At 53.2% G+C, this 13,782-nt stretch carries 14 protein-coding genes; 13 read left to right on the top strand and 1 reads right to left on the bottom strand.

The features are described 5' to 3' along the window. Positions 1–85 precede the first annotated feature (85 nt). Positions 86–1,408, top strand: a complete 1,323-nt coding sequence (locus RJP21_RS06455) for a replication-associated recombination protein A (protein WP_160045259.1) — start codon at positions 86–88, stop codon at positions 1,406–1,408. Positions 1,409–1,584: 176 nt separating this feature from the next. Here the strand turns inward: RJP21_RS06455 and mnmA are convergent, their stop codons facing one another. Next, entirely contained in the window at positions 1,585–2,721 is a 1,137-nt protein-coding gene (mnmA, locus tag RJP21_RS06450) for a tRNA 2-thiouridine(34) synthase MnmA (RefSeq protein ID WP_310858558.1), read from the bottom strand. Positions 2,722–3,099: 378 nt separating this feature from the next. On the opposite strand from mnmA, the gene cymR reads away from it, so the two are divergent. The 12 genes from cymR (at position 3,100) to mltG (ending at position 13,773) form a co-directional block, all read left to right on the top strand. Continuing rightward, positions 3,100–3,519, top strand: coding sequence for a cysteine metabolism transcriptional regulator CymR (cymR, locus tag RJP21_RS06445; protein ID WP_310858557.1), 420 nt, complete (start codon positions 3,100–3,102; stop codon positions 3,517–3,519). Positions 3,520–3,650: 131 nt separating this feature from the next. Further along, positions 3,651–4,367, top strand: a complete 717-nt coding sequence (locus RJP21_RS06440; protein ID WP_310858556.1) for a GDSL-type esterase/lipase family protein — start codon at positions 3,651–3,653, stop codon at positions 4,365–4,367. Positions 4,368–4,774: 407 nt separating this feature from the next. Beyond that, entirely contained in the window at positions 4,775–5,926 is a 1,152-nt protein-coding gene (locus tag RJP21_RS06435; protein WP_310858555.1) for a cysteine desulfurase family protein, read from the top strand. Positions 5,927–6,062: 136 nt separating this feature from the next. After that, positions 6,063–6,584 carry a PRC-barrel domain-containing protein gene (locus RJP21_RS06430; protein WP_160045264.1) on the top strand — a complete coding sequence of 174 codons (522 nt, stop codon included), beginning with the start codon at positions 6,063–6,065 and terminating at the stop codon, positions 6,582–6,584. A gap of 13 nt (positions 6,585–6,597) precedes the next feature. Then, positions 6,598–6,804, top strand: coding sequence for a hypothetical protein (locus RJP21_RS06425; protein ID WP_160045265.1), 207 nt, complete (start codon positions 6,598–6,600; stop codon positions 6,802–6,804). A gap of 199 nt (positions 6,805–7,003) precedes the next feature. Further along, entirely contained in the window at positions 7,004–8,071 is a 1,068-nt protein-coding gene (locus RJP21_RS06420; RefSeq protein ID WP_160045266.1) for an AI-2E family transporter, read from the top strand. A gap of 464 nt (positions 8,072–8,535) precedes the next feature. After that, a complete protein-coding gene (gene alaS / locus RJP21_RS06415; protein ID WP_310858554.1) occupies positions 8,536–11,157 on the top strand; it encodes an alanine--tRNA ligase in 2,622 nt (873 codons plus the stop codon). A 162-nt stretch (positions 11,158–11,319) separates the two neighbouring features. Continuing rightward, complete coding sequence (locus RJP21_RS06410; RefSeq protein WP_160045268.1) at positions 11,320–11,580, top strand: IreB family regulatory phosphoprotein; 261 nt, start codon at positions 11,320–11,322, stop codon at positions 11,578–11,580. Positions 11,581–11,589: 9 nt separating this feature from the next. Further along, entirely contained in the window at positions 11,590–12,006 is a 417-nt protein-coding gene (gene ruvX / locus RJP21_RS06405) for a Holliday junction resolvase RuvX (RefSeq protein WP_310858553.1), read from the top strand. A gap of 12 nt (positions 12,007–12,018) precedes the next feature. Beyond that, positions 12,019–12,327 carry a DUF1292 domain-containing protein gene (locus tag RJP21_RS06400; protein WP_310858552.1) on the top strand — a complete coding sequence of 103 codons (309 nt, stop codon included), beginning with the start codon at positions 12,019–12,021 and terminating at the stop codon, positions 12,325–12,327. Then, on the top strand, positions 12,320–12,628 hold the full coding sequence (locus RJP21_RS06395) for a DUF1292 domain-containing protein (protein WP_160045271.1): 309 nt from the start codon (positions 12,320–12,322) through the stop codon (positions 12,626–12,628). The genes RJP21_RS06400 and RJP21_RS06395 overlap by 8 nt, the downstream gene beginning before the upstream one ends. A gap of 98 nt (positions 12,629–12,726) precedes the next feature. Then, on the top strand, positions 12,727–13,773 hold the full coding sequence (gene mltG, locus RJP21_RS06390; RefSeq protein WP_397386180.1) for an endolytic transglycosylase MltG: 1,047 nt from the start codon (positions 12,727–12,729) through the stop codon (positions 13,771–13,773). The last annotated feature ends 9 nt before the right edge of the window (positions 13,774–13,782 follow it).

Below are 13,782 nucleotides of genomic sequence, written 5' to 3'. Positions count from 1 at the left end.
GTACCTGCCCGGTATGTTATGATAGAGGGAGAGCTTGAAAGGGAGCAAAGACAAGCCATTTCATTTTCAAGGACGTGAACATAACATGGATTTATTTTCTTTCCAGCAGGAGTCGGACCGGGGCGGCAGGCTGTTGGCCGACCGGATGCGTCCCACCTCTTTGGATGAATATATCGGGCAGGAACATATCATCGGCCCCGGCAAGCTGCTGCGCCGGGCGATCGAAGCGGACCAGGTGTCCTCGATCCTTCTGTACGGGCCGCCGGGATGCGGGAAGACGACGCTCGCCCATATCATCTCGCAAAAAACGCAGGCGGATTTCGTCCGGCTGAACGCCGTGGACGCTTCCGTCAAAGACGTGCGCGAGGTCATCGACCGGGCCCAGAGCAATAAAGCGATGTACGGCACGAAAACGATCCTTTTCCTCGACGAGGTGCACCGCTTTAACAGCTCGCGGCAAGACGCGCTGCTGCCGGCCGTCGAAAAAGGGACGATCATTTTTATCGGGGCGACGACGGAAAATCCGTTCCATTACGTCAACGGCGCTTTGATGAGCCGCTCCACCCTGTTCCAGCTGCAGCCTTTGACGAAGGCGCATTCGCTGGCCGCGATGAAGCGGGCGCTCGCCGATCCGGACAAAGGCCTGGGGTACATGAAGCTGCAGGTGGACGAGGAGGCGCTGGACCATATCGCCACGATGGCCAATGGCGACATTCGCCGGGCGCTGACCGCGCTTGAGCTCGCGGCGATGACGACGCCGCCGGAGGACGACGGCACCGTCCATGTTACGCTGGACGTCGCGGAAGAATCGATCCGCCGTCCGACGGTACGGGCGGACGAGTCGACGCAGTACGACGTGCTCTCCGCATTTCATAAAAGCATCCGCGGTTCCAGCGATGCCGCCTTGTTCTGGTTTTTGTACGCGGTGGAAAAGCTGGGCATGGACCCGATGGTGTTCATCCGCCGCCTGATCGCGGCGAGCAGCGAGGATATCGGCCTGGCGAATCCGCAGGCGATGGTGCAGGCCGTCAGCGCACTGGAGGCTTACCGGAACAACGGCTGGCCGGAGGCGAAGCTGAACATCGCCCAGGCGATTTTGTTCGCCGTGGAGAGCCCGAAATCGAACGCGGTATATACGGCGATTTCGCGGGCAACGTCGGCGATCGACGAGTTGAAATCGGCGGAGGTACCGATGCATTTGCGGGATACGCATTATAAGGGTGCCGTGAAGCTGGGGCATGAGGGGTACAAATATCCGCACGACTACCCGGGTCATTACGTGAAGCAGGATTATTTGCCGAAGGAAATCGCCCGCCGCGTATTTTATCAGGCGACGGAGCAGGGGAACGAGGCCAAAATCCAAATCAACCAGCAGCGGAGAAGGAACCAGTTCCTTTCCGGGGAATGATGATCGCTTTACGGGGAAATATTTCAAAACGAGCAGGATTCCGCAGGAGTCGCAGAGAATGTTTTGCACAGGCGAAAAGAAACGCCGGCCGCCGGTCCTTTGGGAAGGCCGCAGGCGTTTCATGAAAAAAGCCGCCGCCGATTGGATTTCGGCGGACGGCTTTGACGTCTGTGCTTTTATTTTTTTTGGACGGCCGGCAGCTCGAACGGAACTTTCTCCACTTTATCGATGATGCCGCCGCCGAGGCAGACTTCGCCTTGATAGAATACGACGGCTTGTCCCGGGGTAATCGCTTTTTGCCGTTCGGCAAATTTGACGTGTACGGTGCCGTCATCCAGCCATTCCAGCGTCACGTTTTGATCGGGCTGACGGTAGCGGAATTTGGCAGTGCAGTCGAAAGGCTCTTTGGGCACGTTGCCTTCGCCTGCGATCCAGTTCACGCCCGTCGCGATCAATCCCGTCGAATACAGGCTCGGATGTTTGTCTCCTTGGACGACGTACAATATATTTTGCTCCAGATCCTTGCCTGTGACAAACCACGGTTCGCCGCTGCCGGATCCGCCGATGCCGAGCCCTTGGCGCTGTCCGAGCGTGTAATACATGAGGCCGTCATGGCGACCCTTGATTTCGCCCGTGGCGATGTCCACCATATTGCCGGATTGGGCGGGCAAATATTGGCTGAGGAACTCTTTGAAGTTGCGTTCGCCGATAAAGCAGACGCCGGTGCTGTCTTTCTTTTTGGCCGTGTACAGTCCCGCTTCTTCGGCGATGCGGCGCACTTCGGGTTTCGGCAGGTGACCGATCGGGAACATCGCTTTCGACAGCTGCTCCTGGCTGAGCGCGTTCAGGAAGTAGGTTTGGTCCTTGTTGCCGTCGACGCCGCGGAGAAGCTTGAAGACGCCGTCCTCTTCCACGACGCGGGCATAATGGCCCGTGGCTACATAATCGGCGCCGAGGCCGAGCGCCTTGTTCAGGAATTCGCCGAATTTGATTTCGCGGTTGCACATGACATCCGGATTCGGCGTGCGCCCCGACTTATATTCGTCGAGGAAATAGGTAAATACTTTATCGAAATATTCTTTTTCGAAATTGACCGTGTAATAAGGAATATCTATTTGCTCGCAAACGCGGCGGACATCCTCCGCATCCTGTTCCGCGGTGCAGACTCCGAATTCGTCGGTATCGTCCCAGTTTTTCATGAAAATACCGATGACATCGTAACCTTGCTGCTTCAGCAGAAGCGCCGTCACCGAGGAATCGACGCCGCCGGACATGCCGACGACCACGCGCGTGTTTTGATTGTTGTTTGCCAAAATTAACTCACCATTTCTATTTTGAAATTGTGCCCATACCCGTATTTTAACACACAATGGGCATCGGGTCATACCCACCCCGGCATTGTCCGTGTACGGAGTACAACTTGCGGATTGATCACGAATGGTCTATGATTGAAGTTTAGAAGTTTTTGCCGGAATGAAACGGTTTATAAACCGCAGGAGCAAAGTCGTCAGCGTGCGCCTGTCTTCCTTGGAAGTACATGGGCGACGTTCAGCATACCAAAAAGCCGGCGGATATGTTAACATAAGCAAAGGGTTAAGATCGGAATACGCAGATTTGATCCTATGGCTTCAAGGTCTGCTGTCTTTCCAAATTTATAATGAAACTTGAATTTTTCGAAAGAGGTGCCATCTTTGAAAATATCGACTAAAGGGCGTTACGGCCTGACCATCATGATGGAGCTTGCGGCCAAATACGGCGAAGGTCCGATCTCGCTGAAAAGCATTGCCGAGAAAAACCAGCTTTCCGAACACTACCTGGAGCAGCTGATCGCGCCGCTGCGCAACGCCGGGCTCGTCAAAAGCATCCGCGGCGCATACGGCGGTTACGTGCTTTCCCGCGAAGCTTCGGAGATTACGGCGGGGGACGTCATCCGCGTGCTGGAAGGGCCGATCTCTCCGGTCGATTTCACGGAAGAAGACGATCCAGCCAAGCGCAACCTGTGGCTCCGCATCCGCGACGGCATTGCGAGCGTGCTCGATTCGACCACGCTGCTTGACCTGATCTCCTACCAGGAGCAGGACGCTGCGGATAACTATATGTTCTATATATAAGTTGGGGTTAGCCGCTTCAATCGACAAACCTGCAAGGGATATCAGGCATATTGCTGCCGATATCCCTTATTCATAATCCAAATCTTCCAGTCCAACAATCGGGAGTCATCCGATGAAGGAGGGGCTTTTAAATGTCATCATCTGACGATCATGAATACATTCAAGACGTCCGGAACGGCGGGAAGCCGGAGGAGCCGGAGGGTGGTCCGGTAATGCTTGACGAGAAGAAGGAGAAGCTGCGAAAATACAAGATCCTCAATACGCTTGCCCGAAAAGGCCAAACGGTGCTTGTCGGCTCCTCATTGATGGAATTTTTCCCGGTCAACGAGCTGCAGCAAACGCTGGAGCACCAGTACTGCATTTATAATCGCGGCATAGCCGGCTATGTCACCGCGGAATTGTTGGAGTCGATGGAGACATGCATTTTTGAACTGGAGCCCTCTAAAATTTTTATCAACATCGGTACCAACGATATCAGCGCGCCTGATTACAAACTGGAGCGGCTACTGGCGAACTACGACGAAATTTTGAGTCGAATTGCATCAAGGCTGCCGGATTGCCGGGTAAACGTCATGGCGTATTATCCCGTAAATGCCGAGGCTGAATTTCCTTTCGTGTCCAGAGCCTCAATGGAAGAAGTGTTTCAGAACAGAACGAACGAGGCGATCCGGGAAGCAAATAAAGCGGTCCGGCAGCTGGCGGCGAAGCACGGATATCCATTTATTGACGTAAACGACGGATTGATGGATAGCGGTGGGAATTTAAAAGAGGAATATGCCGTCGACGGGATCCACATGTTTGCTAACGGATACGCCGTCATTTTAAACAACCTGTTGAAATACCTATAGCAGCTGTCAGTTTTTGCTTGAGGATTTTGCAAAAATCCAAGGAGCGACTTTCAATCAGCAATAAATAGAGCGAAATGGTTTCATTCGTCTATATATTGTACCCGGGAGCGGCCGGAATCGAATTTTGCAAAATTCTGACTTTGCAATCTTTATTGTAAGAAATGAATGAAACGACTATACTTATTAGGCAATACCGGGCCGCAAATCATTTTTTTCACAACCAACATCCAAAAAAATCGCAAAACCAAGTACGTAGGTGAACATATACGATATAGATTCAAGACTTCTGATGAAAAAACGCTTGAATTAGGGGAATGAATGGTGATGGAGGTCGGCCATTATAAAAACAAGAAGATGTGATTGAAAGGATTTTGCGAAAATCCTGTTTTAAAAAAGGAGATGCGATAATGAAATCCATTTACTTGGATCATGCGGCATCCACGCCCGTCCATCCGGAAGTCGCACAGGAAATGATGAATGTGATGACGGGGCAGTTCGGCAACGCATCCAGCGTTCATGCTTTCGGCCGTTCCGCCAAACGGACGGTGAGCGGCGCAAGGGATCGAATAGCGAAATATTTGGGCTGCCATCCCGATGAACTCGTGTTCACCGGCGGCGGAACGGAAAGCGACAACTTGGCCCTGTTCGGCGTTTTGGCGGCGATGGACGGGGCGGGCAAACATGTCGTCACTTCTTCGATCGAACATCATGCCGTGCTGTATGCTTGCGAAGAGCTGGAAAAGCAAGGATACCGCGTCACCTATCTCCCGGTTGACGGGACGGGGCGGGTGCGGGTAGAGGATGTGGAACAAGCGTTGACGGAAGATACGGCGCTGATCAGCATCATGTACGCCAACAACGAAGTCGGCACGGTGCAGCCGATCCGGGAAATCGGGGAGCTGGCCAGAGCCCGCGGCGTTTTGTTCCATGTCGACGCCGTTCAGGCTTTGGGGGCGATTCCGATTTCGCTGCGCGATTTGCCGGTCGATTTGATGAGCTTTTCCGCTCATAAAATTAACGGCCCGCAAGGGATCGGTGCTTTGTATGCGCGCCGCGGCGTTCACCTTGCGCCGAGACTGCACGGCGGGCTTCAAGAGAAAAAGCGCCGTGCGGGCACGGAGAACATGGCGGGCATCGCCGGATTCGCCAAAGCCGTCCAAATCGCTTCGGCGCACTTGGAGGAGCGGAGAGAGCATGATCTCATGCTCCGGGATACGTTAATCCGTTTGCTGGAACAGGAAATTGGACAAGACGCGTTTATCGTCAACGGACATCCCTCTGAATTTTTACCTCACATACTGAATATCAGCTTCCCGGCAACAGACACGGAGACGCTTCTGATGAACCTCGATCTGGAAGGCATTGCGGCAGCCAGCGGCTCGGCATGCACCTCGGGTTCCCTGGAATTGTCGCACGTGCTTCAGGCTATGAAACTTCCACAAAATGTTTTGCGCTCCGCGATTCGTTTTAGCTTCGGATTGGGTAATACTACGGAAGATATGGAATACACCGCCCAAAAAATTGCAACCATTCTTCGTCGATTACGTATTAGAAGTTAGGATTCTCTATGTATGGACAAGGAGGTGGCGTGCTTCCATACCGTCCGGAAACAAGGACCGGTGCCCGGAAGGGCATCCGTCCCGCGCCCTGCGGGATGCCTTCGTTTCAATCTGTGAGGATAGGTGGGTCCTGGCCATGAAGTTTCAAGAATTGATCGGCCTTGCCGTTTTTGACGTGGAGGAAGGCAAGCGGATCGGTAAAATCAGCGACGTTTGGGTCAGCGGGGACTGGAAGATCCAAGCCTTGGAGCTTGAAGGCAGAAGCCTTTTTTCCGGTTCGGCCAAGTCCGTATCCTGGGAGGATATCGTGGCTTACGGCGAAGACGCTGTGATGATTCGGAATCAACAGGCTGTTCGAAAGACAAAGGCCGACGATATACAATACACTTACCTGATGGGCAAAAATAAACTGAAGGACCTGAACGTATTGACGGAGGACGGCGTTCTTCTCGGCAAAGCGACGGATGTTTATTTTGACCAGGAAATGGGAAATACAATACTAGGTTTGGAAATCAGCGACGGCTTCGTCTCGGATTTGCTGGAAGGCCGGAAATGGCTGCAGCTCGCCGAGGGCATGTCGATCGGCAAAAACGCAATCATGGTTCCCCCGATGAGCGAGGAGCGACTCGGAAAAACCATTCATTCTGTTAACGGATAGGTGATCTATGAATATGAGATGTCCCAACTGCAATTCCAAAGATATCGGTAAAATCGGTTCGCATCAATTTTATTGCTGGGGCTGTTTTATCGAACTGACGGTCAACGGAGACAAAATGTCCGTCTATCAAGTCGAAGAGGACGGAACGCTCAGCTCGCTGGACGACCTCTTTTTCGAAGAAATTCAGCAGGAATTCCCGCATCTGCATGCGTCCAATTGAAAGTGAACTTATGAACATGCTTTTTCGGCTGCGGCCATAAAAAGAAACCCATCACTAGCGTCCGCTTTCCATGGCGCGCGTTAGTGATGGGTTTCTTTTGCATTTTGGCATCGATTTCGGGTTCGGCCCCGCAAGGTTAATTTTTTCCTTTCATACATATAATAACGTGAACAGCAAGTCCGAAAGGAGGAATGCCGCCTTGGAGAAACTGACCGCGAACAAATGGTTCCGTTTGCTCATCTGGTTTATTCTCGGCCTCATCGCTCTTTATTTCATTTGGCTGCTTCGCCCGATGTTCATGAATATATATCATTTTTTCAAAGCGGTGTTGGCGCCGTTTGTGGTCGCGATGATCATCTCTTACGTGTTGAACCCGGTCGTTTGCCTGCTGGCGGATCGGAAAATGCCGAGGGGCATCGCCGTGCTGCTGATCTACGCGGTGTTCATTACATGCTTGGCGGTCATCCTCATCAACCTGATTCCGGTGCTTATCGAGCAGTTGGAAGAACTGAACGAGCATTTGCCGGAAATGACGATGCATGCGCAAAGCTTCATGAACCGGCTTGACCAGAAGCTGCTCCCGGGCGGGGTGATGGCCGGCGTGGACCGGTGGTTTTTGCAATGGGAAGACCGGCTGGCGGCGGGGATTTCCGATTTTATCGACAACATCGGGTCGACCATCAACCTGGTGCTCAACATTTTTATCGTGCCGTTCCTTATTTTCTACATCCTGAAAGATTTCGACGTTTTTGAGCGGGCGATCGTTTCGTACCTTCCCCGTTCCCGAAGGAAAGCCACCGTCAGCGTACTGAAGGAAATCGACCTGGCGCTCGGCAATTACGTGCGGGGACAGTTTATCGTCTGCCTGATCATCGGCGTGCTGGCGTACATCGGCTATATGATCGTCGGCATGCCTTACGCGCTGCTTATGGCCAGCATCGTCGCCATTTTTAACATCGTGCCCTACCTCGGCCCGTTTCTCGGGGCGGCCCCGGCGGTCGTGATGGCATCGACGATTTCGTGGAAAATGGTGCTGCTTGTCATCGTCGTCAACTGGATATGCCAAATTTTGGAGAGCAACGTCATTTCCCCGCAGGTGGTCGGCAAAAAGCTGCATCTTCATCCGATCATCATCATTTTTGCGCTGCTTGTCGGGGGGGAGCTGGCGGGCGTCATCGGCCTCATCCTCGCCGTTCCCGTGTTTGCGGTGCTGAAGGTGCTGCTGCAGCATTTTTTCGCCTATTACATCAAGCGCAAAACGACCTGAAACCCGCCTCATTGACATTCCTTCGCGACGCCGATATACTTGTATAGAATATGTGCAAAATGGACAACACGGCGATGAAATAAAGTACGGCAGAAAGGCTCCTTGGACAGAGAACGGATTCCTTCGCCCGTCGGGCGATGGCTGCAAGAATCCGCAAGCGGGCGCTGCCGGAAAGCTGATTTCGGAGTGCGGGCAAAACCCGCCGGCTGGCCCCGTTACAGGCTGTACGAGGAGATCGCTTGCGAAAGACAGCATTCATTCGAATGTTTGACCGTTTGAGGCGATAACCAGGGTGGTACCGCGATATGATCGTCCCTGAATTTATTCAGGGGCGTTTTTATGTTGTTTTTTAATCAGGCAGGGCTTCTAACCGGAAAGAGCGATCCGTAACCGTAACGACCACTCTGCTCTTAAAAGGTTTTGAATCCTGTAAAGACAAAATTGAAGCTGGAGGCTGTATAACGATGAAAGCAAGTGAAATCCGTTCCAAATGGCTGGAGTTTTTCGCCGGCAAAGGGCACAAAATCGAACCGAGCTCCCCGCTCGTGCCGCATAACGACCCGTCCCTGCTGTGGATCAATGCCGGCATGGCGCCGCTCAAACCTTATTTCGACGGACGGATCAGCCCGGAAAATCCGCGCCTGACCAACTCCCAGAAATGCATTCGCACCAACGACATCGAAAACGTCGGCAAAACCCGCCGCCACCATACGTTTTTCGAAATGCTCGGCAACTTCTCGATCGGGGATTACTTTAAAGAAGAGGCAATTACGTGGGCATGGGAGTTCCTGACCGGCAAAGAATGGATCGGCTTCGATCCGGAGCGTTTGTCCGTCACGGTGTACCCGGAAGACGAAGAAGCGTTCAAATTGTGGAACGAAAAAATCGGCCTGCCTGCCGAGCGCATCGTCAAGCTGGAAGATAACTTCTGGGACATCGGCGAAGGCCCATGCGGTCCTTGTACCGAAATTTTCTACGACCGCGGCGAGGCTTACGGCGATCTGTCCGATCCCGAAATGTACCCCGGCGGGGAAAACGAGCGTTTCCTCGAAGTATGGAACCTCGTATTTTCGCAATTCAACCATAACAAAGACGGCTCCTATACGCCGCTTCCGAATAAAAACATCGATACCGGCGCGGGTCTGGAACGGTTTGCATCCATTTTGCAAAACGTCGATTCGAACTTCGACACGGACCTGTTCCAGCCGATCATCCAGCAAACCGCCAAGCTGGCCGGCGTGAAATACAACGACAGCGTGGAAAAAGACGTTGCGCTGAAAGTCATCGCCGACCATATCCGTACCGTGGCGTTTGCCGTCGGCGACGGCGTGCTCCCGTCCAACGAAGGCCGCGGCTACGTCATCCGCCGTTTGCTCCGCCGTGCCGTTCGTTACGGCAAGGTGCTCGGACTCGACCGTCCGTTCCTTTACACGCTGACCGAAACGGTCGGGGACATCATGGGCGTCTACTATCCGGAAGTCGTCGAGAAACGCGAATTCATCGAAAAGGTGATCCGCACCGAGGAGGAGCGTTTCCACGAAACGCTGTCCGAAGGTTTGTCCATTCTCGAGGACATCAGCAAAAAGGCGCTGGAAAACGGCACGAAGGTCATCGGCGGTCCGGATGCGTTCAAATTGTACGACACGTACGGCTTCCCGTTTGACCTGACCGAGGACTTCGCCCTTGAACACGGGCTTACGGTCGACCGCGAAGGTTTCGACGCGTCCATGCAGGAGCAGCGCGACCGCGCCCGTGCGGCCCGCCAGGAAAGCGGCGGCATGAAGGTGCAGGGCGGCGCGCTTTCCGATTATACGGTTAAAAGCGAATTTGTTGGTTATAATGACACCGTAACCGAATCCAAAATTTTGGCGATTCTCGTGGACGACGAAATGGTGGAAAGCGCCGGCGAAGGAGCGCTCTGCCACGTCATCCTTGAAAAAACGCCGTTTTATGCCGAAAGCGGCGGCCAGGTCAGCGACCAGGGGCTTCTGCGCGGCGGCAGCGTGACAGCGAAAGTGGAAGGCTTGTACAAGGCGCCCCATGGGCAGCACGTCCATATCGTGAAGGTAGAAGCCGGAGAGCTGAAAACGGGCGAAACGGTCAAAGCCGAAGTCGATCAGGCGCAGCGCCGCGATATCGTCAAAAATCATACGGCTACTCACCTGCTGCACAAAGCGCTTAAAGAAGTGCTGGGCGAGCATGTCAACCAAGCGGGTTCTTTGGTGGAGCCGCAGCGCCTGCGTTTCGACTTCTCCCATTTCGGCAGCATCGCGCCGGAAGAGCTTGCGGACATTGAACGCCGCGTGAACGAACAAATATGGAACGCGATCAACGTAACGATCGAATACAAACCGATCGACGAAGCCAAGGCGATGGGCGCCATGGCCCTGTTCGGCGAAAAATACGGCGACATCGTGCGCGTCGTGCAGGTCGGCGACTACAGCCTGGAGCTTTGCGGCGGCTGCCACGTAAACAACACGTCGGAAATCGGCATCTTCAAGCTGGTGAGCGAAAGCGGCATCGGCTCCGGGGTGCGCCGGATCGAGGCGGTAACGGGACGCGCGGCATACCAGTTTGTCGAAGGCCAGCTGGACCTGCTGAAGCAGTCCGCCGAGCTGTTGAAATCCAACCTGAACGACGTGCCGAAGCGCATCGAATCCGTTCATGCCCAGCTGAAGGAGTTGAGCCGCGAAAACGAATCGCTGCAAAGCAAGCTGAGCATGATCGAAGCGGGCCAATTGACGGATCAAGTGAAAACGGTCGGCGGAAAAGATCTGCTTGCGGTTCGCGTCACCGTCGGCAGCATGGACGGGCTGCGCACCCTTGCGGATGAGCTCAAAAACAAATTGCCGTCCGCAGTGCTCGTGTTGGGAGCGGCGATCGAAGACAAAGTCAACTTCGTCGTATCGGTACCGCAGGAATTGACCAAATCCGGCCTGCATGCAGGCAAGCTCGTGAAGGAAATCGCAGCGGTTTGCGGCGGCGGAGGCGGCGGACGTCCGGACATGGCGCAGGCGGGAGCGAAAGATGCAAGCAAGCTGGACGAAGCATTGAAACTGGCGGAAGAACTGGTAGCGAACGCTTAAAAGCTTGAGTCTGCAGCCGGCTTCGCAAGAAAATTTTGTTTAATTTGTCCTTGGAGTTTCCTTCCTGCAGGATGATTATGTTATATTAGAAGAAGATGAAACCTAAAGATTCAATTCGTCAAAGCAGGCTTCGGCATGCTTTTGAAGAAGCGAGGTGTCACAATGGACTCCATGGATAAAACAATGAAGTTTAGCGTTAAAGGCGATGAGCAGGAGGCGTCTTCCAAAGACATCCTTCTGATGGTGTATGATGCGCTGGTTGAAAAGGAATACAATCCCATCAACCAGATCGTCGGATATCTCCTATCCGGAGATCCGGCATACATCCCCCGCCACAACAACGCAAGAAGCTTGGTAAGAAAAAAAGAGCGTGATGAGTTGATTGAAGAGCTGGTCCGGTTCTACTTAGCCAATCACCGATAGGAGAGCTTAATGAGAATCATGGGGTTGGACTACGGCGACCGCAAAATTGGTGTTGCCGTCAGTGATTTACTCGGATGGACCGCGCAGGGGCTTGAAGTGGTGGAACGCCGGCGCGACGGCTCCGAATTGGAGCGGATCGCGTCATTGGTCCGCGACTACGAAGTGGAGGAGATCGTCGTCGGCCTGCCTAAAAACATGAACGGCAGCATCGGCCCCCGCGGTGAAATCTGTATCGATTTCGCTGACAAGCTAAAAGAAATGCTGAAATTACCCGTCCACCTGTGGGATGAGCGGCTGACAACCGTGTCTGCCGAGCGGACGCTGATTGAGGCTGATGTCAGCCGGAAGAAGCGAAAGCAAGTTGTGGATAAAATGGCTGCAAGCTTGATTTTGCAAAATTATTTAGACTCAAAGACTAAAGGGTGAGGGTGATCACAGATGGCCAATGAGCGTAATCTTTTTGAGGAAGAACCGGATATTATTTATATTCCCGATGACGAAGGCAACGAAGAAGAATTCGAAGTCATCATGAAATTTGAAGTCGACGGATCCGACAACAAATACATGATGGTCGTACCTCTGGAGGCGGGAGACGAGGATGCGGACGAGGTATATGCGTTCCGTTACGAGGAAGACGGGGAGGACCTGAAGCTTTACATGATCGAAGATGATGCAGAGTGGGAAATCGTCGAGGAAACCTTCAACACCTTGGTTGCCGAACTTGATGGAGGTAATGAGCATGAATGATTTTTCTGCAGACCAGGCCGTGTGGACTTCCGTGCTGAAGGAAGCGTTCGGCCCGACTGTAGAGCTGCAGGACGAAGACGGTTCCACCGAAGTTTACGACCTGGCGGCGGAATTCGAAGTGGGCGGCCAAACCTATGCGGTGCTGCAAAGCCCCGGCGACCAAAGCGGCGCGTACAACATTTTGAAAGTCGTGAAGTCGCCGGACGGCGATCTGGAGTTGGCCACCATCGACGACGATGACGAATGGGAAAACATTACCGAGCTTTACGACGAGATGACGTTCCCGGAAGACGACATCTGATTTTTACTGCAGCTTCCCGGAGAAGACAAAATTTCAAAATGAATACACCAAAAGGGCGGTGCAGACCGTCCTTTTTGGTTGTGAAGGGTTGGATTTTTTTGAAAGCTGTTAAAGTCGTGCTAGCGATTCTAATCATACTTTTGCTTGTGGCGGGCGGCGGAGCCTATTACGTTTGGAACGGGCTGCAGCCGGCGAAAGCGTCGGACACGCCCGTGAAATTTACGATCGAACCCGGCATGGGAACCTCCAAAATTGCCGAGGTGCTTTACAAAAACGGACTTGTTAAAAATGATATGATTTTTAAAGGTTACCTGAAATGGAAACGGGAAGGCTCGCATTTTCAAGCCGGCGTATACGAAGCCAAACCCGGAACCCCGCTCGACGAGCTGATAGCCAAACTCAACAAAGGGGATGTGGTGAAGGAGGAGATGGTCCGCATCACGATTCCGGAAGGGTATACCGTCGAACAAATCGCCAAAAAAGTCAGCGAAGCGACAGGCGCCCCGGCGGATGATTTCCTCAAGCTGGCGAATCATCCCGGGGAACAAGCGGTTGCGGCGTTTAAGGACATTCCCCAAAACGGCAAACTGAAGCATGAGGCGGAAGGGTATCTGTTCCCGGATACGTATGATTTCAAAAAAGGGACAAGCGATGCCGAGATGTTCCACCGGATGATGGAGCAGATGCAGGGCAAACTGGACGGCATCCCGGATTTGCAGGAAAAGCTGCGCGACCGCGGCATCACGCTGCATGAGATGTTGACGATCGCTTCGCTTGTGGAGCGCGAGGTCGTGGTGGACAAAGAGCGGCCGCTTGTGGCCGGCGTCATTTATAACCGTCTCGACAAAAACATGAAGCTGGAAATCGACGCAACGGTCCAATACGCGCTGGCGGAGCCGAAGGAACGGCTTTTGTACAAGGATTTGAAGGTCGAAAGCCCGTACAATACTTATTTGCACGAAGGTCTTCCGCCAGGTCCGATCTGCAGCCCGAGCATGGCTTCCATCGAAGCGGCGCTCAATCCGGAAGCATCCGATTACCTGTATTACGTCACCAAAAAAGACGGATCCCATGAGCATTTGTTTGCGAAGACGTATCAGGAGCATTTGAAAAACATCGAAAAAAGCAAAAAAGCGGCTAAATAATGTTCCGGT

The sequence above is a fragment of the Paenibacillus sp. VCA1 genome (assembly GCF_031583795.1).
GTDB classification, from domain to species: domain Bacteria; phylum Bacillota; class Bacilli; order Paenibacillales; family Paenibacillaceae; genus Paenibacillus_AQ; species Paenibacillus_AQ albilobatus.
Note: the sequence above shows the minus strand (reverse complement) of the source record. Positions and strands in the feature narration are given on the sequence as shown.